Source organism: Comamonas aquatica NBRC 14918, from assembly GCF_000739875.1.
In the GTDB taxonomy this organism is placed as follows: domain Bacteria; phylum Pseudomonadota; class Gammaproteobacteria; order Burkholderiales; family Burkholderiaceae_C; genus Comamonas; species Comamonas aquatica.
This window is the reverse complement of record NZ_BBJR01000051.1, coordinates 17906-38477: the sequence shown is the minus strand read 5'-3', so window position 1 is coordinate 38477 and position 20572 is coordinate 17906. Positions and strand designations below refer to the sequence as shown.

The 20572-nt window shown below is 66.6% G+C and carries 21 protein-coding genes and 1 pseudogene; 12 read left to right on the top strand and 10 right to left on the bottom strand.

Features of this window, described 5'->3' with window-relative positions; all coding sequences use genetic code 11:
* Positions 1 to 177: 177 nt before the first annotated feature.
* Together CA2_RS12300 and CA2_RS12295 are read left to right on the top strand one after the other, a co-directional pair.
* Positions 178 to 897: a uracil-DNA glycosylase gene (locus tag CA2_RS12300; RefSeq protein WP_042417515.1), complete on the top strand. Its 720-nt coding sequence runs from the start codon at positions 178 to 180 to the stop codon at positions 895 to 897.
* A 7-nt stretch (positions 898 to 904) separates the two neighbouring features.
* On the top strand, positions 905 to 1171 hold the full coding sequence (locus CA2_RS12295) for a DUF2798 domain-containing protein (RefSeq protein ID WP_042417513.1): 267 nt from the start codon (positions 905 to 907) through the stop codon (positions 1169 to 1171).
* A 32-nt stretch (positions 1172 to 1203) separates the two neighbouring features.
* Here CA2_RS12295 and CA2_RS18060 read toward each other — a convergent pair whose 3' ends face one another.
* From CA2_RS18060 to CA2_RS18595, 3 genes are read right to left on the bottom strand one after another with little or no spacing between them, the layout of a single operon-like run.
* Positions 1204 to 2031, bottom strand: a complete 828-nt coding sequence (locus tag CA2_RS18060; RefSeq protein WP_217997637.1) for a hypothetical protein — start codon at positions 2029 to 2031, stop codon at positions 1204 to 1206.
* On the bottom strand, positions 2015 to 2545 hold the full coding sequence (locus CA2_RS18600; protein ID WP_245620952.1) for a DMT family transporter: 531 nt from the start codon (positions 2543 to 2545) through the stop codon (positions 2015 to 2017). Before CA2_RS18600 ends, CA2_RS18060 begins: the two co-directional genes overlap by 17 nt.
* Positions 2546 to 2554: 9 nt before the next feature.
* Positions 2555 to 2965 carry an EamA family transporter gene (locus tag CA2_RS18595; protein ID WP_245620951.1) on the bottom strand — a complete coding sequence of 137 codons (411 nt, stop codon included), beginning with the start codon at positions 2963 to 2965 and terminating at the stop codon, positions 2555 to 2557.
* Positions 2966 to 3289: 324 nt separating this feature from the next.
* Between CA2_RS18595 and CA2_RS12285 the strand changes: the two genes are divergently transcribed.
* From CA2_RS12285 to CA2_RS12270, 4 genes are read left to right on the top strand one after another with little or no spacing between them, the layout of a single operon-like run.
* Positions 3290 to 4219 carry a siderophore ABC transporter substrate-binding protein gene (locus CA2_RS12285; protein ID WP_042417511.1) on the top strand — a complete coding sequence of 310 codons (930 nt, stop codon included), beginning with the start codon at positions 3290 to 3292 and terminating at the stop codon, positions 4217 to 4219.
* Positions 4203 to 5204 carry an ABC transporter permease gene (locus CA2_RS12280; RefSeq protein ID WP_197504838.1) on the top strand — a complete coding sequence of 334 codons (1002 nt, stop codon included), beginning with the start codon at positions 4203 to 4205 and terminating at the stop codon, positions 5202 to 5204. The genes CA2_RS12285 and CA2_RS12280 overlap by 17 nt, the downstream gene beginning before the upstream one ends.
* 4 nt (positions 5205 to 5208) lie before the next feature.
* On the top strand, positions 5209 to 6210 hold the full coding sequence (locus CA2_RS12275) for an iron chelate uptake ABC transporter family permease subunit (protein ID WP_042417506.1): 1002 nt from the start codon (positions 5209 to 5211) through the stop codon (positions 6208 to 6210).
* The gene (locus tag CA2_RS12270; protein ID WP_042417502.1) at positions 6207 to 6965 is read left to right on the top strand and encodes an iron ABC transporter ATP-binding protein; all 759 of its coding nucleotides are present in this window, start codon (positions 6207 to 6209) and stop codon (positions 6963 to 6965) included. Before CA2_RS12275 ends, CA2_RS12270 begins: the two co-directional genes overlap by 4 nt.
* Before the next feature lie 113 nt (positions 6966 to 7078).
* On the opposite strand, the gene queA is transcribed toward CA2_RS12270, so the two are convergent.
* Positions 7079 to 8167 carry a tRNA preQ1(34) S-adenosylmethionine ribosyltransferase-isomerase QueA gene (gene queA, locus CA2_RS12265; protein ID WP_042417499.1) on the bottom strand — a complete coding sequence of 363 codons (1089 nt, stop codon included), beginning with the start codon at positions 8165 to 8167 and terminating at the stop codon, positions 7079 to 7081.
* Positions 8168 to 8390: 223 nt separating this feature from the next.
* Here queA and CA2_RS12260 point away from each other — a divergent pair, with 223 nt between their 5' ends.
* Entirely contained in the window at positions 8391 to 9545 is a 1155-nt protein-coding gene (locus tag CA2_RS12260; RefSeq protein ID WP_042417496.1) for a GGDEF domain-containing protein, read from the top strand.
* Between the two features lie 332 nt (positions 9546 to 9877).
* Here CA2_RS12260 and CA2_RS18840 read toward each other — a convergent pair.
* Together CA2_RS18840 and CA2_RS18835 are read right to left on the bottom strand one after the other, a co-directional pair.
* A pseudogene (locus tag CA2_RS18840) lies at positions 9878 to 10246 on the bottom strand (HD-GYP domain-containing protein); the annotation flags it as partial.
* A gap of 108 nt (positions 10247 to 10354) precedes the next feature.
* Positions 10355 to 10723 carry a DUF3391 domain-containing protein gene (locus CA2_RS18835; RefSeq protein WP_369441239.1) on the bottom strand — a complete coding sequence of 123 codons (369 nt, stop codon included), beginning with the start codon at positions 10721 to 10723 and terminating at the stop codon, positions 10355 to 10357.
* A 95-nt stretch (positions 10724 to 10818) separates the two neighbouring features.
* Between CA2_RS18835 and recG the strand changes: the two genes are divergently transcribed.
* The 5 genes from recG (at position 10819) to ygiD (ending at position 16746) form a co-directional block, all read left to right on the top strand.
* Entirely contained in the window at positions 10819 to 12942 is a 2124-nt protein-coding gene (recG, locus tag CA2_RS12250; RefSeq protein WP_042417492.1) for an ATP-dependent DNA helicase RecG, read from the top strand.
* A 129-nt stretch (positions 12943 to 13071) separates the two neighbouring features.
* Positions 13072 to 14034, top strand: coding sequence for a LysR substrate-binding domain-containing protein (locus CA2_RS12245; protein WP_042417489.1), 963 nt, complete (start codon positions 13072 to 13074; stop codon positions 14032 to 14034).
* Between the two features lie 248 nt (positions 14035 to 14282).
* Complete coding sequence (locus tag CA2_RS12240) at positions 14283 to 14714, top strand: Dps family protein (protein WP_225890607.1); 432 nt, start codon at positions 14283 to 14285, stop codon at positions 14712 to 14714.
* A gap of 78 nt (positions 14715 to 14792) precedes the next feature.
* Positions 14793 to 15686, top strand: a complete 894-nt coding sequence (gene ubiA, locus CA2_RS12235; protein ID WP_042417485.1) for a 4-hydroxybenzoate octaprenyltransferase — start codon at positions 14793 to 14795, stop codon at positions 15684 to 15686.
* Between the two features lie 184 nt (positions 15687 to 15870).
* Positions 15871 to 16746: a 4,5-DOPA-extradiol-dioxygenase gene (gene ygiD, locus CA2_RS12230; RefSeq protein ID WP_042417478.1), complete on the top strand. Its 876-nt coding sequence runs from the start codon at positions 15871 to 15873 to the stop codon at positions 16744 to 16746.
* Positions 16747 to 16853: 107 nt separating this feature from the next.
* On the opposite strand, the gene proC is transcribed toward ygiD, so the two are convergent.
* From proC to CA2_RS12210, 4 genes are all read right to left on the bottom strand, one after another.
* On the bottom strand, positions 16854 to 17678 hold the full coding sequence (gene proC / locus CA2_RS12225; protein ID WP_042417476.1) for a pyrroline-5-carboxylate reductase: 825 nt from the start codon (positions 17676 to 17678) through the stop codon (positions 16854 to 16856).
* Between the two features lie 131 nt (positions 17679 to 17809).
* A complete protein-coding gene (glpK, locus tag CA2_RS12220) occupies positions 17810 to 19306 on the bottom strand; it encodes a glycerol kinase GlpK (protein ID WP_042417475.1) in 1497 nt (498 codons plus the stop codon).
* Positions 19307 to 19321: 15 nt separating this feature from the next.
* Positions 19322 to 19786, bottom strand: a complete 465-nt coding sequence (locus CA2_RS12215; RefSeq protein WP_042417474.1) for a GNAT family N-acetyltransferase — start codon at positions 19784 to 19786, stop codon at positions 19322 to 19324.
* Positions 19783 to 20553, bottom strand: coding sequence for a DeoR/GlpR family DNA-binding transcription regulator (locus CA2_RS12210; protein WP_169741474.1), 771 nt, complete (start codon positions 20551 to 20553; stop codon positions 19783 to 19785). Before CA2_RS12210 ends, CA2_RS12215 begins: the two co-directional genes overlap by 4 nt.
* Between the last annotated feature and the right edge of the window lie 19 nt (positions 20554 to 20572).

The window sequence follows — 20572 nt, the reverse complement described above, 5'->3', positions numbered from 1 at the left end:
CCTGCGGGCCGTGGCCGTGACTGCGCCCGTCGCAGCCCGCCCGAGTGGCCGGCGTGGGCGCGTGGTTGAGGGTTCACTGGCGGCGGGCGCCGTACGCGGTGGGCCGCCCTAGGCACTCCTCAAGCAGGAGCAGTCAGCGCTGGTCCCTCCAGCTTTTTGTAGAGAAAACGTTCTGAAATGACCGATACACCTGCGCAAACCGCTACGCAATTGATGAGCGCTGACCCCGGCGACTGGCGCGTCGCGCCCGGCTGGCAGGGGGTGGTCGATGCCTACTTCGCCTCGGCCACCGGCCAGCAACTGCTGGGCTACCTGCAGCAGCGCCTGGCGGCGGGCGCGGTCATCTTCCCGCCCCAGCCGCTGCGGGCGCTGGAGTTGACGGCGCCCGAGGACGTGCGCGTGGTTATCCTGGGCCAGGACCCCTACCACGGCCGGGGTCAGGCCGAGGGGCTGGCGTTCTCGGTCGCGCCCGGCGTGCGCCTGCCGCCGTCGCTGCTGAACATCTTCAAGGAAATGCAGCGCGACCTGGGCGTGCCGTTTCCACCGTTCCCGCAGCCCGGGGGCTCGCTGGTCAAGTGGGCGCACAACGGCGTGCTGCTGCTCAACACCTGCCTGACGGTGGAAGAGGGCCAGGCTGCCAGCCACAGCAAGCGTGGCTGGGAGGTGCTGACCGATGCCGTGATCCGCCAGGTGGCCGAGCAGGGCAAGCCGACGGTGTTCATGCTCTGGGGCAGTCATGCCCAGTCCAAGCGCGTGCTGATTCCCGCCGACTGTGGCCATCTGGTGCTGATGAGCAACCACCCTTCGCCCCTGTCGGCGCTGCGCCCGCCCGTGCCCTTCATCGGCAACGGCCATTTCAGCCAGGCGCGCGATTTCCGCCAGCAGCACGGATACTGACGGGCCTATGTCGACACCCTCGCCCTACATCGTCGGCCGCATTCCCAAGCTGCCGCCCAAGTACGCCCTGATCGTCATGCCACTGCTGATGTCCGGAATGATGTCCGGCATCATCTGCATGGTGAACCTGGTGCGCGCCCTGGGCTGGAGCCGCGCGGCCCTGGCCGCCTGGCCCGGCACCTGGCTGCTGGCCTGGGTCGTGGCCTTCCCGACGGTGCTGCTGGTGATCCCCGTGGTCAAGCGCATCACGGGCAAGCTGGTGCGCCTGTCGTGAACCGGCCTACTTGCATACCGGATGCCAGCCAGTTATGTCTTGAAGCCCAGGTTGGCCTTTATTTGTGCCAGCTTGCTTTGCTGTTGTGGATCACGGCGTAGCAAATGCAAACCATGCTTGATAAAAATCCACAACAACGCCGCGAATCCACCAGCCATGATGCCAGCCACAAGAGGCAGCAATTTTTTCACTGGCTGCGGAGAGTTCGGTAAGGTCGGGGCTAGGACTACGTTGGCGGAGGAAATGCCGGAAAGCTGGCGTTCAATTTTTGCAATTGCAAATTCACGATCGCTAGCAATATTTAAAAGTTCACCATGCGCGCGAATGTTTTCTGGATTAGCTTTTGCGGAAAGTGCCGAATCCGCAAGAATTTTCTTTATTGCAACGAGCTTTTCTTGCTCATTTTTTAGCAGATTTTTCAATCGCGCAGCCTCGACCCCTGTGGGGGCTGTAATCTCGTAAATTCTTTCCAAGGCAGTTTTGTTTATTGCTTGTGCAGCTTCTGGTGAAGCTGCTGATGCAGATAAGTTCACCAGCCTATCTGTGCGGCCAAGGCTTGCGGTAATTTTCCCTTTGAGTTCAGCAAAAGCATCGCCCGAATTGATGATGCTGATCAGTACTTCTGCACGAGCTTTTGGGATTTCATTACTTGCAGTAGGAGTCTCCACAAAAACTGAAGCATTACTCACGAATATCTTGGGCTTTTGATCCTGCCAGAATACAAAAGCAGTGGCGCAAATAGCGCCTAGCACAGGAAAAAGCAGCAATGTCTTGATATGGTTCGAAAGTATGAGTAATAGATCCATCAGGTCTATTTCGTCATTTTTTTGATCGAGCTGAGAATTACTGTCGTTTGTCATCATTGATGGATTTTACTAGATTGCCGATTATGACGCTTGTGCGCACGCTGAGCCAGATATTGACCAGACCGCAGCCCAGGATCACCGCGATCCCGGCCAGGGACAGCCCGTCCGGGCGCTGGTCGAAGAACAGCCAGCCCATCAGCATGGCGAAGCCGATCTGGCTGTACAGGAAGGGCGACACCACCGACGGCGTGGCGTGGATGTAGGCCTGCAGCAGCAGCAGGTGGCCCACGCCACTGCACACGCCCATCAGTCCCACGGCGGCCCAGACCTGCCAGTGGGGCACGGGTTCCCACAGCCAGGGAATCAGCGGGGCCGTGGCCAGCACCGGCAGCCAGGTGGTGTACAGCTGCGTGGTGGTGGGCGGGTCCAGGCGCGCCAGGCGGCTGCCCAGCAACTGGTAGGTGGTGCCGCACAGCAGCACGCCGACCGGGGCCAGGGCCATCCAGCCCAGGGGCAGGCCATCCTGTTCGGGGCGGACGATGGCGATGACGGCAATCAGCCCGATCACCAGCAGCGTTCAGCGTGCGGCGCTCACTTTTTCACCAAACAGCAGGGCCGAGGCGACCACGATCAGCAAGGGGCCGGCCGACCACACGGCGGTGAAGTTGGCCAGCGGCATGTGCTGGATGCAGTAAAAGGCGAACACCGTGGTCAGCACCCCGCTGAGCGCGCGGCCCAGCTGGAACTTCGGGTGCTGCGTGCGCAGGGCGCGCAGGCCCTGGCGCGGCAGGACCACGGCCGTGGTCACCAGTGCCTGGGCCACGAAGCGCAGCCAGACCACCATCAGCATCGGCAGGAACTGGCCGGAAAATTTGGTGCCGCTGTCCAGCAGCGCGAACAGGGCGCAGGCCGCAACGGTCAGGGCGATGCCGGTCAGCGCGGCCCGGGCGGGGGAGATGGCGGGCGCACACCCGGAGACGGAGGACATCCAGTCCACCCACTTTCTGCAAAAACATCCCCGCAGCCACGGCGGGGGCGGCGGGCGGCAGTACCGCCCGGGTGCGGGCGCCCCATGCGGCCGTCACGGCTGGCGATTGTAGGGGCTGGGGTGGCGGCGCCGGGCGGGTGGCGCGGGCCGGTGGCCACGCCGCTGTCGGGGCAGTGACACCGGGTGGCCCGGGACTGATCTGCATCAGCGTGGCGCGGCTTTGCGCAACTTTACAAAACCCATTCCAGTCTTATTGAGAATTATTCTCATAAAATGGGTCGCAGTGCCGGTGTGAAGTGCCGGCCTTGAACAAGGGAAGAATTGATGAACGGCTTGTTGACGCGCCGCCATGTGCTGGGTGGCTTGGGAGTGCTGGTAACCATGCCCTGGGCGGTGGCCCAGGCGGCAGAGACCTTGAAGGTGCAGGACAACACGGGCGAGGTGAGCGTGCCGCGCCGGCCCAAGACCGTGCTGGTGTTCGACCTGGGCGCGCTGGACATCATCCAGTCCCTGGGCGGCGAGGTGCAGGGCGTGCCCAACCAGGCCGTGCCCGAGCTGCTGCGCAAGTACCGCGACAGCGCCAAGTACCCGCAGATCGGCAGCCTGTTCGAGCCCGATTACGAAAAGGTCAAGGCCCTCAAGCCCGACCTGATCATTGCCGGCAACCGCACCCTGCCCAAGATCGACGAGCTCAAGAAGTTCGGTCCGGTGCTGGACGTGACCATCGACAACCAGAACCAGATGGCCCACGTGTACCGCAACATCCGCAGCATCGCGGCCATCTATGGCGTGCCTGACCAGGGCGAGCAGCAGATCCAGTCGATCGAGGCGGCCATCGCCGAGCTGAAGGCCAAGGCCGCCGGCAAGGGCGGGGCGCTGTTCCTGATGACCAACGGCGGCAAGCTCAGCGTCTACGGTCCCGGCTCGCGCTTCGACATGCTGTACTCGGTGTTCGGCATCAGCCCCACCAAGGACAAGATCGAGGTGTCCAAGCACGGCCAGGCCGTGTCCTTTGAATACCTGCTCAAGGCCAACCCCGACTGGCTGCTGGTGCTGGACCGTGACGCCGCCATCGGCAAGGACGGCGACGCGGCCAAGAAGCTGCTGGACAACAAGCTGGTGCATGCCACCAAGGCCTGGCGCCAGCAGCGCGTGGTCTACCTGAATGCGGCCAACTGGTACACGCTGTCCAACGCGGGCCCGGCAGCCCTGAAGGAGAACCTGAAGCAGCTGTCCGATGCCTTCTCCGCATAAGCACACACCCGCCGGGCGCATGGCGCTGGCGTGGACAGGGGCCCTCGTGGCCCTTTTTGCTTTGGCGCTGTGGAGTCTGGCGGTCGGCGTCAGCGACGTGTCGTGGAACACGCTGTGGTCCCGCCACGAGGACGACATGGTGGCCCAGGTGCTGATGTACGCGCGCGTGCCGCGCACGCTGGCGCTGATGCTGGCGGGCAGCGCCATGGCCGTGGCCGGCCTGCTGATGCAGATGCTGGCGCGCAACCACTTCGTTGAGCCGTCGACCATGGGCACGGTCGAGTCGGCCACCCTGGGCATGCTGGTGTGCATGCTGTGGGCGCCGCAGTGGTCGGTGCTGGCCAAGATGGGCGTGTCGGCGGTGACGGCCATGGCCGGCACGGCCCTGTTCATGGCGGTGCTGTCGCGCATCCGCCTGCGCTCGGCCTGGATCGTGCCCCTGGTGGGCCTGATCCTGGCGGGCGTGCTGGAGGCCGCGGCCACCTTCCTGGCCTACCAGTACGACATGCTGCAGTCGCTGCGCGCGTTCTCGAACGGTGATTTTTCCGTGGTGGTCGAAGGCCGCTACGAGCTGCTGTGGCTGTCCCTGGGCGTGACGGTGCTGGCCTGCCTGGCGGCCGACCGCTTCACGGTGGCCGGGCTGGGCGAGTCGTTCGCCACCAACCTGGGCCTGAACTACCAGCGTCTGGTGCTGCAGGGGCTGATCGTGGTCTCGGTGGTCACGGCCTGCATCGTGGTGACTGTGGGCGCGATCCCGTTTGTCGGCCTGATCGTGCCGAACGTGGTGCGCCTGGTGCTGGGCGACAACGTGCGCCGCAGCGTGCTGTGGGTGGCCCTGGCCGGGGCGGCGCTGACGCTGCTGTGCGACCTGTTTGGCCGCCTCGTCATCGCCCCGTATGAGGTGCCCGTGGGCACTGTCATGGGCGTGGTGGGCAGTGCCTTGTTCCTGGTGATTTTGCTGCGCCGCCGGGCGCGGCCGGAGTGACGCCATGGCTGGCGATGCAAGCAAGGCCCTGCAGGCCGGGGCCTGGACCCGCAACTGGTCGCGCCAGGGTGTGCGCCTGATGGCGCTGGCGGTGTTGGCGGCGGTGACGCTGCTGGCCTTCATGACGCTGGGCGTGGAGGCCGACTGGGCCTTCGTGCTGCAGCACCGGGGCACCAAGGCGCTGACCATGCTGGTGGTGGCCTGTGCGCTGGGCATGTCCACCGTGGTGTTCCAGACGGTGACGCACAACACCATCCTGACCCCGGCGGTGATGGGGCTGGATGCGCTGTACCTGTTCCTGCAGGCGGTGCTGGTGCTGGTGCTGGGCTCTGTGGGCGTGGTGCAGCTGGGCCTGCTGCCCAAGTACGGGCTGGAGATCGTGCTGATGGTGGCCCTCAGCGTGGGGCTGATGCGCTGGCTGTTCACCGGCCACGCCAGCAGCCTGCACCTGATGCTGCTGGTGGGCATGGTGATGGGCATCCTGTTTCGCAGCATGACCAGCTTTGCCATGCGCATGATCGACCCCAACGAGTTCGCGACGCTTCAGGACCGCATGTTCGCCAACTTCAACACCATCCACACGCAGTTGCTGCTGCCGTCGCTGGTGGTGCTGGCGCTGGGCACGGCCTTCTTCTGGCGCCGCCGCCATGTGCTGGATGTGCTGGCGCTGGGGCGCGATACCGCCGTCAACCTGGGCGTGCACTACCAGCGCCAGGTGCTGCAGCTGCTGGTGGTGATGTGCGCCATGGTGGCCATCTCCACGGCCCTGGTCGGCCCGGTCACTTTCTTTGGCCTGCTGGTCGCCAACATGGCCTACCAGTGGATGGGCACACGCCGCCACGCCTGGGTGCTGCCGGCGGTGGTGCTGTGGGGCTGCGTGCTGCTGCTGGCCGGGCAGGTGGTGCTGGAGCGGGTGCTGGGCTTCAACTCCGCCCTGTCGGTGGTGGTGGAATTTGTCGGCGGGCTGGTGTTCATCTACCTGCTGATGCGCAAGGGTAAGCAATGATCGAAACACGCAAGGTGGTGAAAGTCCACGGAACGACGACCGTGCTGCACGGAGTGGATGTGCAGATTCCGGCCGGCCAGCTGACGGCCATCATCGGCCCCAATGGTGCGGGCAAGAGCACGCTGCTGGCCCTGGTCAGCCGCCTGGCGCCGATCACCTCGGGGACGGCCAGCGTGGCCGGCCTGGACGTGGGCAAGACCGCCAGCGATGCGCTGGCCAAGGTGATGGCCATCCTGCGCCAGGACAACCAGTCGGCCCTGCGCCTGACGGTGCGCGATCTGGTGGGCTTTGGCCGCTTTCCGCACAGCAAGGGGCGCATGACGGGCGAGGACCTGCGCCATGTGGACGAGGCCCTGGCCTTCTTGCAGCTGGAGCCGCTGGCCGACCGTTTTCTGGATGAGCTGTCCGGCGGTCAGCGCCAGCGCGCCTACATCGCCATGGTGCTGTGCCAGGACACGCCCTATATCCTGCTGGACGAACCGCTGAACAACCTGGACATGGCGCACGCCGTCAGCATGATGCGCCTGCTGCGCCGCATGGTGGACGAGCGCGGCAAGACCGTGGTGGTGGTGCTGCACGACATCAACTTCGCCAGCTGCTACGCCGACCACATCCTGGCCATGAAGGACGGGCGTGTGGCCTACGAGGGCTCGCCCCTGCAGGTGGTGCAGGATGCGGTGCTGTCCAGCCTGTACGGGTTGGAAGTGTCGGTGCACGAGGTCAAGGGCCAGCGCCTGTGCCACTACTTCGCCTGAGGCGGTGCTGCTGAAAAGGTGAGCGCCTGGCGCGCATGAAAAAAGGACTTCAAGGTGCTGATGCCTTGAAGTCCTTTTGCTTTCAGCGCTGGCAGCTATGTTTTTTTGCTGGCTCAGCGGCGGCGCTCCAACAGCATGGAGTCGCCATAGCTGAAGAAGCGGTAGCCCTGGGCGATCGCGTGCTGGTAGACCTGCATGATGTGCTGGTAGCCCGCGAAGGCGCTGACCAGCATCATCAGCGTGCTCTTGGGCAGGTGGAAGTTGGTGATCAGTGCGTCCACCACGCGGAACTCGAAGCCCGGCGTGATGAAGATGTTGGTGTCGCCCGTGATCTGGCCGGTGCGCGCCCAGGACTCCAGCGTGCGCACGCTGGTCGTGCCCACGGCGATGATGCGCCCGCGCCGCTGGCGGCAGCGCTCCAGCGCGGCCAGGGTCTCGAGCGGGATGTTGTACCACTCGCTGTGCATCTGGTGCTCGGCCAGGTTCTCGGTCTTGACCGGCTGGAAGGTGCCGGCGCCCACGTGCAGGGTCACGGCGGCGGTTTCCACGCCCTTGGCCTTCAGCGCCGCCAGCACCTGGTCATCGAAGTGCAGCGCCGCCGTCGGCGCGGCCACGGCGCCGGGGTGGCTGGCGAAGACGGTCTGGTAGCGCTCGGTGTCCTCGGCCGCGTCGGGATCGACCTCGGCGTTCTGCTGGCGCTCGATGTAGGGCGGCAGCGGCAGGTGGCCGAACTGGTCCATCAGCTCCCAGGGCGTTTCGCCGTGGGCGCCGGTCAGGGCAAAGCGGAACAGCGGACCGCTCTCGTCGGGCCAGCGGCCCAGCAGCACGGCGTCAAAGCCGCCGCCCTGGAGGCCACCGCACAGGTGGATGCGGGCCCCGGGCAGGGGCTTCTTGCTGACCTTCATGTGGGCCACGACTTCGTTGCCCTGCAGCACACGCTCGATCAGCAGCTCCAGCTTGCCACCGCTGGCCTTCTCGCCAAAGACGCGCGCCTTGACCACCTTGGTGTCGTTGAACACCAGCAGGTCGCCCTCGTGCAGCAGCCCGGGCAGGTCCTTGAAGATACGGTCCACCAGCTCCGGCGCGCGTGCATCCAGCAGGCGGGAGGCGCTGCGCTCGGCAGCCGGGTGTTGGGCAATCAGGTGCTCGGGGAGCACAAAGTCGAAATCGCTGAGCGTGTGCGCGCGGGGGCTGAGAGACATGCGTGTGCTTGAGGGCCTGACAAGCCCGTTCCAAGGTGAAAAAACCAAAGACCGCGATTCTCGCAAATCTGCAGCACCCTGCGCGGCAAGTGGCCGGCAATGTCCCTGATGCCCTCGGGTAAGCCCTAGGCACGAAGACCGTTTCCTTTGATGCGGGTCACAGCCGGGCGGTAAAACATCCTTACACTTGATTACAGACTCCCCCTCTGGATGACTGCACTTCATGGACACCTCTTTCGCATGGGACCAGCATTTCGTGACGGACCTGGATGCCGTGGACGAGCAGCACCATGCGCTGGTGGACCTGTTCAACGAGCTGAGCCAGGGCCTGTTTTCCAAGCGCAGCGACCGTGAGGTGGTGCTGGCCGATACCTACGCGCGCCTGCTGTCGTACACCGAGCACCACTTCCAGGAAGAGGAAGCGCTGATGGCCCAGTACGCCGTGGACCCGCGCCACGTCGAAAGCCACCACAGCATGCACCAGCAGTTCGTGGAGCAGGTCATCATGCTGTGGGCGCAGCGCACCACCATGACCGACCCTGCCACCACGCTGGTCGGTTTTCTGACCTCCTGGCTGGGCCTGCACATCCTGGGCATCGACCAGTCGATGGCGCGCCAGATCAAGTCCATCCGCCAGGGCATGACCCCGGCCGCGGCCTACGACAAGGAGCGCGGCAACCACGACAACGGCACACAGGCGCTGCTGAAGATGATCGGCAAGCTCTACACCGCGCTGTCGGCCCAGAACGCGCAACTGGCGCTGGCCAACCAGACGCTGGAGGCCCGCGTGGCACGGCGCACGCGCGAGCTGGAGGCGGCCAATGCCCGCCTCAAGGCCTATTCCTGCACCGACGCCCTGCTGGGCATCGCCAACCGTGCGCACTTCAACGAGCGCCTGGAGCAGGTGTGTGCCATGGCCCGGCGCGGCGTGCGCCCGGTGGGCATGGTGCTGGTCGATGTGGACGATTTCAAGCGCTACAACGACCGCTACGGACACCTGCAGGGCGATGCCTGCCTGCAGGCCGTGGCCCAGGCCATCCAGGGCTGCGTGCACCGCGAGACCGATCTGGTGGCGCGCTATGGCGGCGAGGAATTCGCCGTGATCCTGCCCGACACCGACCTGGATGGCGCCTATGCCGTGGCGCAGCGCATGGTGGAGGCCGTGCGCGCCCTGGGTTGGGTGCATGAAAGCTCGCAGGCGGCCCAGGTGGTCACGATCAGTGCCGGGGCCTACAGCATGGTGCCGACGATCGCCGGGGCCAAGCTGCTGCTGCGGGGCGCCGACGAGGCGCTGTACCAGGCCAAGGGCCGGGGCCGCAATTGCGCCATGAAGCTGCAGCTGCTGCAGACCGCCCCCGCCGAGGGCCACGCGCCCTGAGTAGCAATCGGCCTCAGGCCAGCGCGGTGGCGGCTTTCTGCCACAGGCTGTCCAGGTTCTGGAACGGCCATTGCGCCGGGTCCTCGCGCGACACGATGCGTTCCTCGGGCAGTTGGCGCAGGTCCAGCAGCCGGGCGGGGCGCAGCAGGCGCTGCTGCCCGACGTGGTAGAAGGCCATGACCTGGGGCGCAGACCACGCCCAGCAGCCCGGACTGCAGGCGCACCAGGCTGCCGATGGGGTAGATGCCCATGGTTTTCACAAAGCTCTCGAACAACTGCGCGTCCAGGTGGCCGCCACACCATTCGGACATGCGCTGCAGGGCAATGCCCGGCGACCAGGCCTGCTTGTAGGGCCGGTCCGAGGTGATGGCGTCGTAGATGTCGCAGATCGTGGCCATGCGCGTCAGCAGGGGAATGGCGTCACCGGCCAGCCCCTGCGGATAGCCGCGGCCGTCCAGGCGTTCGTGGTGGTGCAGGCAGGCGTGCAGCACGGCGGCGTCCTGTACACATGTCTGCAGCATGGCGTGGCCTCGCACGGGGTGCTGCTTCATCTGCGCAAACTCTGCCTCGGTCAGAGCGCCGGGCTTGTTGAGAATCTGCAGATCCATGTGCGCCTTGCCCATGTCGTGCAGCAGCCCGGCCATGCCGGCCTGGTGGACCTGGGCCGGGGTGTGGCCCAGTTTCTTGGCCAGCGCCACCATCAGGCCGCAGACCGCCACCGAGTGCATGTAGGTGTAGTTGTCCAGCGTTTTCAGGCGTGCCACGCTGATCAGGGCATCGGGGTGGCGTGCGACGGAGTTGGTGATCTCCTAGACCAGGTTCTGCGCCGTGGTCATGTCCACCGCCTGGCCCATGCGGGCCTCGCTGAACATGTGCATCACGGCGTCGCGGGCTTCGGCGCACAGCGCGGCCGCGCGCTGCACCTCGCTGCCCAGGGTCACCGGACCCTCGGCCGCAGGCGGTGTGGCCGGGACGGTGGGGGGTAGTGTGGGCAGGTCACGCCCCCGGTCGGTATCGATCCACAGCTCCTGCACCGGGCTGGCGCGCAGCTTGTCCAGCACCTCGACCTTGTCGAGCAGAAAGGACGTGCGCCAAAACGGGTGCGACAGCCATGGCCCGCAGAGCGCATGCACATGCATGCCGATTTCCAGCTGATCAACACGGATTTTTTTGAGCATGGGTCGAAAAGGCTGAGAACGTAACAACTGGATACGCGCACGCCCATGGTAGCCTTTTCCCCTTGCCCCGCAATTGCGTCAACTGCTACCGCTCCATGTCCGCCCCCTCCGCATCGCCCGCCAAGAAAACAGCCCCCAGCGCGGCCCTGCAGGCCATGCACAAGCTGGGGCTGGTGCGCGATATCGACCTGGCACTGCACCTGCCGCTGCGCTACGAGGATGAAACGCGCATCACCCTGCTGCGCAACGCCCGGGAGGGCGACACCGTGCAGATCGAGGCTACGGTCACGCAGTGCGAGGTGCAACTGCGCCCGCGCCGCATGCTCAAGGTGACGGTGGACGACGGCACGGGCGAATGCGTGCTGACTTTCTTCAGCTTCTACCCGTCGCAGCAAAAGAGCATGGCCGTGGGCGCGGTGCTGCGCATCCGCGGCGAGGTCAAGGGCGGCTTCTGGGGGCGGCAGATGCTGCATCCCGCGTTCAAGGCTGCCGGCGGCGAGCTGCCCCAGGCCCTGACGCCGGTCTACCCCACGGCGGCCGGCCTGCCCCAGCCCTACCTGCGCCGCGCCATCGCCAGTGCCATGCAGCGCGTGCAACTGCCCGAAACCCTGCCGCCCGGCACGCCGCCGCCAGTGATGAACTATTGGGGTGAAAATGGCCTTCAGCCCTTGATGGGTCTGCGCGAAGCGCTGCATTTTTTACACCACCCGACCCCCGACGTGGCCCTGGCCACGCTGGAAGACCACAGCCACCCGGCCTGGCAGCGCCTGAAGGCCGAGGAGCTGTTGGCCCAGCAGCTGTCCCAGTTCCGCGCCAAGCGCGAACGGGCGCTGCTCAAGGCCCCGGTGCTGACGGTGCCCACACCCGAGCCGGGCATGCTGACGCTGGTGGAGCAGTTTCTGCAGCAGCTGCCGTTCGGCCTGACCGGGGCCCAGCAGCGCGTGTGCCGCGAGATCGCCGAGGACATGGCCCGCCCTCTGCCCATGCACCGCCTGCTGCAGGGCGATGTGGGTTCGGGCAAGACCGTGGTGGCGGCCATGTCGGCCATGGTCTGCATCGCTGCGGGCTGGCAGTGCGCGCTGATGGCGCCCACGGAAATCCTGGCCGAGCAGCATTTCGGCAAGCTGGTCGGCTGGCTGGAGCCCATCCTGGCGCCGCTGGGCAAGAAGGTGGCCTGGCTGTCCGGCGCACAGAAGAAGAAGGAGCGCGCCGCCATGCTGGCCCTGGTCGCCAGCGGCGAGGCGGCCCTGGTGGTGGGCACGCACGCGGTCATCCAGCAGCAGGTGGAATTCCACAACCTGGCGCTGGCCGTGATCGACGAGCAGCACCGCTTTGGCGTCGCCCAGCGCCTGGCGCTGCGGCAGAAGCTGGCCCACGCCGGGCTGGAGCCGCACCTGCTGATGATGAGCGCCACGCCCATCCCGCGCACCCTGGCCATGAGCTATTACGCCGACCTGGATGTGTCGGTGATCGACGAGCTGCCACCGGGGCGCACGCCCATCGTGACCAAGGTCATCTCGGACAGCCGCAAGGACGAGGTCATCGCCCGCATCGGCGCCCAGGTGGCGGCCGGGCGGCAGGTGTACTGGGTGTGCCCGCTGATCGAGGAAAGCGAGGCGCTGGACCTGTCGAACGCCACGGCCACGCACACCGATCTGAGCGAGGCCCTGCCCGGCGTGATGGTGGGCCTGCTGCACTCGCGCATGCCCACGGCCGAGAAGAAGGCCGTGATGGAGCTGTTCACCGCCGGCATCATGGGCGTGCTGGTGTCGACCACGGTGATCGAGGTGGGGGTGGACGTGCCCAACGCCAGCCTGATGGTGATCGAGCATGCCGAACGCTTTGGCCTCTCGCAACTGCACCAGCTGCGCGGCCGGGTGGGGCGGGGTGCTGCAGCCTCGGCCTGCGTGCTGCTGTACTCGGTCAACGACAACGGCCGCCTGTCGGACACCGGCAAGGAGCGGCTGCGCGCCATGGCCGAGACCAACGACGGCTTCGAGATCGCGCGGCGCGACCTGGAAATCCGCGGCCCTGGCGAGTTTTTGGGCGCCCGCCAGTCCGGGGATGCTTTGCTGCGGTTTGCCGACCTGGAGCGGGACGTGGCCCTGCTGGAATGGGCGCGCGAGCTGGCGCCCACCATGCTGCAGCGCTACCCGCACCTGGCGGACCTGCACATCCAGCGTTGGCTGGGCGCCAAGTCCGAGTTCCTCAAGGCGTAGGACAAGCGCGGGTTTGGGCGAAATAATCAGGCATGCGGCCGTGCAGAGAAAGCCAGCCTGCTATACATTCGATTACATACCCGCTTTGCACTTTCAACCCACGAACTGCGATAGGCGCACGTTCCGCCCATGACACTGACTGAACTGAAATACATTGTTGCCGTAGCCCGAGAGAAGCATTTTGGTCGCGCTGCAGACGCGTGCTATGTGTCGCAGCCGACCTTGTCGGTGGCCATCAAGAAGCTGGAAGAGGAACTGGACGTCAAGATTTTCGAGCGCAGCGCGGGCGAAGTCTCGGTCACGCCCCTGGGTGAGTCCATCGTGCGGCAGGCCCAAAGTGTGTTGGAACAGGCTGCGGAGATCAAGGAAATCGCCAAGCGCGGCAAGGACCCGCTGTCGGGCGTGCTGACGCTGGGGGTGATCTACACCATCGGCCCCTACCTGCTGCCGGAGCTGGTGCGCAACTCCATCAAGATGACGCCACAGATGCCGCTGATGCTGCAGGAGAACTTCACGGTCAAGTTGCTGGAGATGCTGCGCACCGGGGAGATCGATTGCGCCATCGTGGCCGAACCCTTCCCCGACACCGGCCTGGCGATGGCGCCGCTGTACGACGAGCCCTTCATGGCCGCCGTGCCCAGCGCCCACCCGCTGGCGCAGCAGGAATCGGTGACCACCACCGAGCTGAAGAACGAGACCATGCTGCTGCTGGGCGCGGGCCACTGCTTCCGCGACCATGTGCTGGAGGTGTGCCCCGAGTTCGCGCGCTACGCCAGCAATGCCGAAGGCATCCGCCGCACCTTCGAGGGCTCGTCCCTGGAAACCATCAAGCACATGGTGGCCGCGGGCATGGGCGTGACCCTGGTGCCCCGCCTGTCCGTGCCCAACGAGGCCCTGGTCACGCAGCGCCGCCGCAGCTCGGACGATCCGCACATCCGCTACCTGCCCATCCGTGGCGACGACGGCAATACGCCGCCCAGCCGCCGTGTCGTGCTGGTGTGGCGCCGCAGCTTCACCCGTTACGAAGCGATTGCCGCGCTGCGCAACGCCGTCTACGCCTGCGATCTGCCCGGTGTCAGCCTGCTGACCTGAGCGGCGGCGGGCTATCCGTCCCATTGGCCCAAGTCATGAAACCGACATGCCGCGCCCTGCGGCATGCGCTAAAGTCGTAAGGCCGACCGTGCCTGCGCATGTGGCGCGCACGGCGCCCCGTTCAGTGTTTGAGGAGAAATACCATGGCGAAAGAATCGACCAAGACCAACAAGAAGCAGCCTGTGAAGGCTTCTGTGGCTGCTGGTGTTGCTATCAATATCGGAATCAGTGACGAAGACCGTGCAGCGATGGCGCAGGGCCTGTCGCGCCTGCTGGCCGACACCTACACCCTGTACCTGACCACGCACAACTTCCACTGGAACGTGACCGGTCCCATGTTCAATGCCCTGCACAACATGTTCATGGACCAGTACACCGAGCTGTGGAACGCCGTGGACCCGATCGCCGAGCGCATCCGCTCGCTGGGCCACCCCGCCCCCGGTTCCTACGCCCAGTTCGGCAAGCTGACCAGCCTGGCGGACGTGCCCGCCACGCCGCCCAAGGCCAAGGACATGATCCGCATCCTGGTCGAGGGCAATGAGGCCGTGGCGCGCACCGCGCGCAGCCTGTTCCCCCTGGCCGACAAGGCCAGCGACGAACCCACGGCCGACCTGCTGACCCAGCGCCTGACCGTGCACGAGCAGACCGCCTGGATGCTGCGCTCGATGCTGGAAGAGTGACACCCCGCGCCGGCGCCCGTGCGCCGCCACAACGCCCGCTGCCAGCGGGCGTTGTGCATTTGGCGCGACAATTTGCCCATGACCCGTCCTGCTTCTCCCGGTGCCGCTGTGGCACCCCGCTCCAAACTGTCGCTGTACCTGGACCTGATCCGCTGGAACCGCCCGGCCGGCTGGCTGGTGCTGGTCTGGCCCACGCTGGCCGCGCTGTGGGTGGCGGCCCAAGGTTTCCCGGGCTGGCACCTGCTGCTGGTGTTCGTCGCCGGCACGGTGCTGATGCGCAGCGCGGGCTGCACCATCAACGACATTGCCGACCGCGATTTCGACCGGCATGTGAAGCGCACCACGCAGCGCCCCATCACCAGCGGCCAGGTCAGCGTCAAAGAGGCGGCGCTGGTGGGCCTGGTGCTGACCCTGGTGGCCTTCACCCTGGTGCTGACCACGCGCTGGGAGGCCGTGGCCTGGTCCGTGCCCGCCGTGCTGTTCACCATCCTCTACCCCTTCACCAAGCGCTTCTTTGCCATGCCCCAGGCCTTCCTGGGTATTGCCTTCAACTTCGGCATCGTGATCGCCTTTGCGGCGGTCACGGGCGAGGTGGGCTGGACCGCCTGGACCCTGTGGCTGGCCAACATGTTCCTGGTGCTGGCCTACGACACCGAATACGCCATGGTGGATCGCGACGACGACCTGAAGATCGGCATGAAGACCTCGGCCATCACGCTGGGGCGCTGCGACGTGCTGGCCATCATGGGCTTTTTTGTGCTGTGCCTGGGCCTGACCGTCTGGGCGGTGCTGCCCCAGGGCCTGGGCTGGCCGTTCTGGCTGGGCCTGGGTGTGGCCGCGGCGCAGCTGCTGTGGCATTACACGCTGATCAAGGACCGCACGCGCGAAGGCTGCTTTGTGGCCTTCAGCCAAAGCCATTACATCGGCATGAGCCTGTTTGCGGGCATTGCCCTGGGCTTCGCGCTGCGCTAGGCGGCTGTGGCCGGAACTTTGCCGTGCCGGGGCACTCAGTCTGCCCAGCACTTGTGAGGGGCTTGGTGCCCCTTTTTTCATGCCCGCAGCCCGCGGGCATCGCGCAGAAAGTGGGAAGATGCAACGCAGACATTGGCTGGGTGCTGCCGCAGGCGCGGCGGCGCTGGCTGCCACAGGAGTCGCTATGACCAGAACCCAAACGCTGGGGACCGCAGTGGCGCAGGCGGGGTTGACGGAACTGAAACCCTCGGCCCGCATGCCGGTGCTGTTCGTCGGCCATGGCAGCCCCATGAATGCGATTGGAGACAACGCCTACCGCCGCAGCTGGCAGCAACTGGGCCAGCAGTTGCTGGCCCGGGCCGAGCGCCCGCAGCTGGTGCTGTGCATCTCCGCCCATTGGATCACGCAGGGCCAGGGCAGTTGGCTCACGGGCATGGCCCAGCCCAAGACCCTCCATGACTTTGGCGGCTTCCCCGACGAACTGTTTGCCCAGCAATACCCCGCGCCGGGCGCGCCGGTGGTGGCGCAGCAGTTGGCCAGCCAGCTGCACATGCCGCACAGCCAGCAGGCGCTGGGGGTGGATGCGGACGGCTGGGGCCTGGACCACGGCACCTGGAGCGTGCTCAAGCCCATGTTCCCGGCCGCCGACATCCCGGTGGTGCAGCTGAGCATCGACTACCGCCGCCCGCCGACCGAGCATTTCGCCCTGGGGCAGCAGCTGCAGGCCCTGCGGGAGCGCGGCGTGCTGATCGTGGGCAGCGGCAATGTGGTGCACAACCTGCGCGCCCTGCAGCGCACGCAGTCGCCCCTGCAGGCCTATGACTGGGCGATCGAGTTCGACCAGATGGTGACCGGGCTGGTGGAGCGGGGGGATCTGGCGCGGCTGGGCGACTTCCAGCAGCTGTGCACGGTGGCGCAGATGGCCCACCCGACCTACGACCACTACCTGCCGCTGCTGTACGCGGCCGGGGCCGTGCACCCGGGCGAAGCGGCCCAGTTCTTCAACGCCGACTTCCAGATGGCCGCCATTTCCATGCGCTCCATGGTGTGGGGCGTCTAGGGTGCTGGCCGGGCGCTGCGGTGGACTCCCAGGCGTGCCAAGGCATTCCTTTTTTGTGAGCTTTTAGCGCTGGCTGGCTGTGCGTGGAAGGCGGTTTGGGTGCTGAATCAGCGACCGAACTCCTGCGCCAGTTCCTGGGCGCGGGCTTCGGCCTTGCGCAGGGCCTCGATGAAGGTCTGGGGCAAGCCGGCCTGCTGCATGTGGGTGATGGCGGCGTGAGTGGTGCCGCCCTTGCTGGTCACGCGCTCGCGCAGCACGCTGGCGGGCTCGTCGGAGCGGGCCGCCAGTTCCGAGGCCCCCTGGAAGGTGGCCACGGCCAGCTGGTAGGCCTGCTGCGCGGTCAAGCCCATGTCCACGCCGGCCTGGGTCATGGCTTCCAAGAATAGGAACACATAGGCCGGGCCGGAGCCGGACAGGGCCGTCACGGCGTCCAGCTTGGCTTCGCTATCCACCCACACCAGCTGGCCGGTGGTGCCGATCACGCGCTCGATCAGGGCCTGGCCGCCGGCGTCCACCTCGGGGCGGGCGAACAGGCCGGTCATGCCCTTGCCCACCAGGGCCGGGGTGTTGGGCATGGCGCGCACGATGCGGCCCGTGCCCAGCCACTGCGCAATGCTGTCGGTGGTGATGCCGGCCGCCACGCTCAGGTGCAGGGCCTGGGCGGTGTGCGGGGCGGCGGCAGCAGCGGCGTCCTTGAAGGTCTGGGGTTTGACGGCCCAGACCACCAGGTCGGCCGCGGCCAGGGCCGCGCTGGCGGCGGGCAGGGCGTCGATGCCGAACTTGGCTTTCAGCGCATCGCGCGCCGCCTCAAAGGGTTCGACCACGGTGATCTGGCTGGCGGGCAGACCGTTGGCGATCAGGCCGCCGATGATGGCACTGGCCATGTTGCCGCCGCCGATGAAGGCGATGCGGGTGGAGGGTGTCTGGCTCATAAACAAGGCTTTCCGAAGGTGTGAAGAAATCAGAGCTGAATGCGCAGTTTGGTCAATCGTTTCAGTGTGTTTTCTATTTGAAATCAAACGTGGATCAGCGCGATCAGCTCTCTTTTTTGCGTGGCTGCAGATCAGGCGGCAGTGGTCTGGCGCACCGCGCGTTCCCAGCGCGCCATCAGCTCGTCGGCGCGGGACTTGTCCATGGTGGGCACGAAGCGGCGCTCGGCCTTCCACAGCGAGGACAGTTCTTCCGTGCTCTGGTAGACGCCGCTGGACAAGCCGGCCAGGTAGGCCGCGCCCAAGGCGGTGGTCTCCACGCAGGCCGGGCGCACCACAGGAATGCCCAGCAGGTCGGCCTGGAACTGCATCAGCAGGTTGTTCACACAAGCGCCGCCGTCCACGCGCAGCTCGCTCACGGCCGCGCCGCCGTTGGCCACCGCATCGCGGCTCATGGCCAGCAGCAGGGCGGCGCTTTGGTAGGCGATGGACTCCAGCGCGGCGCGGGCGATGTGAGCCAGGGTGGTGCCGCGCGTCAGGCCAGTGATGGAGCCCCGCGCATCGGGCTCCCAGTAGGGTGCGCCCAGGCCGGTGAAGGCCGGCACCAGCATCACGCCGCCGCTGTCGGGCACGCTTTCGGCCAGTTGCTGCACCTGGCCGCTGTGTTCAATCGCCTGCAGGCCATCGCGCAGCCACTGCACCACGGCGCCGCCGACGAACACGCTACCCTCCAGCGCAAACTGGGGCGTGGCGCTGGGTTGTGCGGCGCTGGTGGTCAGCAGGCCGTTGGCTGAGGTCTGGAATTGGCCGCCCGTGTGCATCAGCATGAAGCAGCCCGTGCCATAGGTGTTCTTGGCCATCCCCGCCTGGAAGCAGGCCTGGCCGAAGAGGGCGCTTTGCTGGTCGCCGGCCACGCCGCCGATGGGGATGGGGCCGCCCAGCACGTCTTCGGCCGTGCGGCCAAAGTCGGCGGCCGAAGGCAGGACCTCGGGCATCAGGCTGGCAGGGATGTGTAGCAAGGCCAGCAGGTCGGCATCCCACTGGTTGGTGTGCACGTTGAACAGCATGGTGCGGCTGGCGTTGCTGACGTCGGTGACGTGGCGCTGGCCGCCAGTGAGTTGCCAGATCAGCCAGCTGTCCACAGTGCCGAAGGCCAGCTCACCGCGCTCGGCGGCGTCGCGCGCGCCGGGTACGTGGTCCAGCAGCCACTGCAGCTTGGTGCCCGAGAAGTAGGCATCGATGCGCAGGCCGGTTTTCTGCAGGATGGCATCGCTGTGGCCGGCTTCGCGCAGTTGCTGGCAGGTGGGCTCGGCACGGCGGTCCTGCCAGACGATGCCGTGGTGGATGGGCTGGCCCGTCTTGCGGTTCCAGACGATGGTGGTTTCGCGCTGGTTGGTGATGCCGACCGAGCGGATGTCGCTGGCCTTCAGTCCGGCCTTGGCCAGGGCGTCGCGCGCCGTGCCCAGCTGCGTGCGCCAGATCTCGCGCGGGTCGTGCTCCACCCAGCCGGGGCGGGGGTAGATCTGGGGCAGCTCCTGCTGGGCGGAGGCGACGATGCGGCCCTGCGTGTCGAACACGATGGCGCGGGAGCTGGAGGTGCCTTGGTCCAAGGCGAGCAGGTAGGTGGTCATGGGCGGTGGTGCAAATCAGAGGTCGAGGACAAAGCGGGCGGCCTGGGCCTGCTCCTGCCAGCCCTGTCGGGCGTAAAAGCCCCGGCGGTACGAGTCGCGCTGGCGGTTGTTGACGAGCCACAGGCGGCGGCAGCCACGGCTGCGTGCCGCAGCGGTGACCTGGTCCAGCAATTGGCTGCCAACGCCCGATCCCCGGGCGCTGTCAGCGATGAAAAGTTCGCTCACATAGCCCTCCCAGCCTTGCAGGATGGCGATGGGCAGCCAGTGCACGGCGCAGTAGCCGATCAGCTGGCCCCGGGCGTCACAGGCCACCAGTTGCAGCTGGTGTGCGCTGGGGGCCAGCAGGGGCGCCAGCTGGGCCGCGTGCGCGTCGGGATGGCCGGTGGCAAAGCGGTCGAACCAGCCAATGCCCTGCAGCAGGGTGGCCAGCGCCGGGGCATCGCCCGGCTGGGCCGCGCGCAGGGTGCAGGTGGCGCTCATTGCGCCACCACGCACTGCACCTCGGCGTCGGCCAGCAGGCGGTCGAAGGGGCTGGGCGGCGGTGCGTCGGTGAACAGGCGGTCGATCTGGCGCAGGCTGGCCAGCTCCACCATGGCCTGGCGGTGGAATTTGCTGTGGTCGGCGGCCAGCCAGACTTCGCGCGACTGCTGGATGATGGTTTGCGCCACCTTCACCTCGCGCAGGTCGTAGTCGCGCAGCGTGCCGTCGGCCTCGATGGCGGAGATGCCGATCAGGGCAATGTCCACCTTGAACTGGCGCATGAAGTCCACGGCCGCCTCGCCGATGATGCCGCGGTCGCGCGTGCGCACCACGCCACCGGCGACGATGACTTCGCACTCGGCGTTGCTGCTCAGGATGGCGGCGACGTTCAGGTTGTTGGTGATCACGCGCAGGCCACGGTGATGCAGCAGGGCCTTGGCCACGGCCTCGGTGGTGGTGCCGATGTTCAGGATCAGCGAGCAGCCGTTGGGAATCGCCTCGGCCACGGCCTTGGCAATGCGCGCCTTGCCGTCGGCGTGCAGTGTTTCGCGCCGCGTGTGGGCCAGGTTCTCCACGGTGGCGCTGGGCACGCGCACACCGCCGTGAAAGCGCACCAGCAGGCCGGCGCCGGCCAGTTTCTGCACATCGCGGCGCACGGTTTGCAAGGTCACGCCCAGGGTCTCGGCCAGCTGTTCCACGGTGGCCGATTGCTGGTTGCGCACTTCTTCCAGCAATTGCAGCTGGCGGGGGTTGTTGTTGCTGATCACGTTGCTGTGGGGTTCATGC

Bases quoted from the DNA above. Each gene is read 5' to 3' on its own strand.
- CA2_RS12300 (WP_042417515.1), top strand. From the start codon at position 178: ATGACCGATACACCTGCGCAAACCGCTACGCAATTGATGAGCGCTGAC.
- CA2_RS12270 (WP_042417502.1), top strand. From the start codon at position 6,207: ATGATCGAAACACGCAAGGTGGTGAAAGTCCACGGAACGACGACCGTG.
- CA2_RS12260 (WP_042417496.1), top strand. From the start codon at position 8,391: ATGGACACCTCTTTCGCATGGGACCAGCATTTCGTGACGGACCTGGAT.
- recG (WP_042417492.1), top strand. From the start codon at position 10,819: ATGTCCGCCCCCTCCGCATCGCCCGCCAAGAAAACAGCCCCCAGCGCG.
- CA2_RS12215 (WP_042417474.1), bottom strand. From the start codon at position 19,786: ATGAGCGCCACCTGCACCCTGCGCGCGGCCCAGCCGGGCGATGCCCCG.
- CA2_RS12245 (WP_042417489.1), top strand. From the start codon at position 13,072: ATGACACTGACTGAACTGAAATACATTGTTGCCGTAGCCCGAGAGAAG.
- CA2_RS12240 (WP_225890607.1), top strand. From the start codon at position 14,283: ATGGCGCAGGGCCTGTCGCGCCTGCTGGCCGACACCTACACCCTGTAC.
- CA2_RS12275 (WP_042417506.1), top strand. From the start codon at position 5,209: ATGGCTGGCGATGCAAGCAAGGCCCTGCAGGCCGGGGCCTGGACCCGC.
- CA2_RS18060 (WP_217997637.1), bottom strand. From the start codon at position 2,031: ATGACAAACGACAGTAATTCTCAGCTCGATCAAAAAAATGACGAAATA.
- glpK (WP_042417475.1), bottom strand. From the start codon at position 19,306: ATGACCACCTACCTGCTCGCCTTGGACCAAGGCACCTCCAGCTCCCGC.
- ygiD (WP_042417478.1), top strand. From the start codon at position 15,871: ATGACCAGAACCCAAACGCTGGGGACCGCAGTGGCGCAGGCGGGGTTG.
- proC (WP_042417476.1), bottom strand. From the start codon at position 17,678: ATGAGCCAGACACCCTCCACCCGCATCGCCTTCATCGGCGGCGGCAAC.
- CA2_RS12295 (WP_042417513.1), top strand. From the start codon at position 905: ATGTCGACACCCTCGCCCTACATCGTCGGCCGCATTCCCAAGCTGCCG.
- CA2_RS18835 (WP_369441239.1), bottom strand. From the start codon at position 10,723: ATGCTCAAAAAAATCCGTGTTGATCAGCTGGAAATCGGCATGCATGTG.
- CA2_RS12285 (WP_042417511.1), top strand. From the start codon at position 3,290: ATGAACGGCTTGTTGACGCGCCGCCATGTGCTGGGTGGCTTGGGAGTG.
- ubiA (WP_042417485.1), top strand. From the start codon at position 14,793: ATGACCCGTCCTGCTTCTCCCGGTGCCGCTGTGGCACCCCGCTCCAAA.
- CA2_RS12280 (WP_197504838.1), top strand. From the start codon at position 4,203: ATGCCTTCTCCGCATAAGCACACACCCGCCGGGCGCATGGCGCTGGCG.
- queA (WP_042417499.1), bottom strand. From the start codon at position 8,167: ATGTCTCTCAGCCCCCGCGCGCACACGCTCAGCGATTTCGACTTTGTG.
- CA2_RS18595 (WP_245620951.1), bottom strand. From the start codon at position 2,965: ATGTCCTCCGTCTCCGGGTGTGCGCCCGCCATCTCCCCCGCCCGGGCC.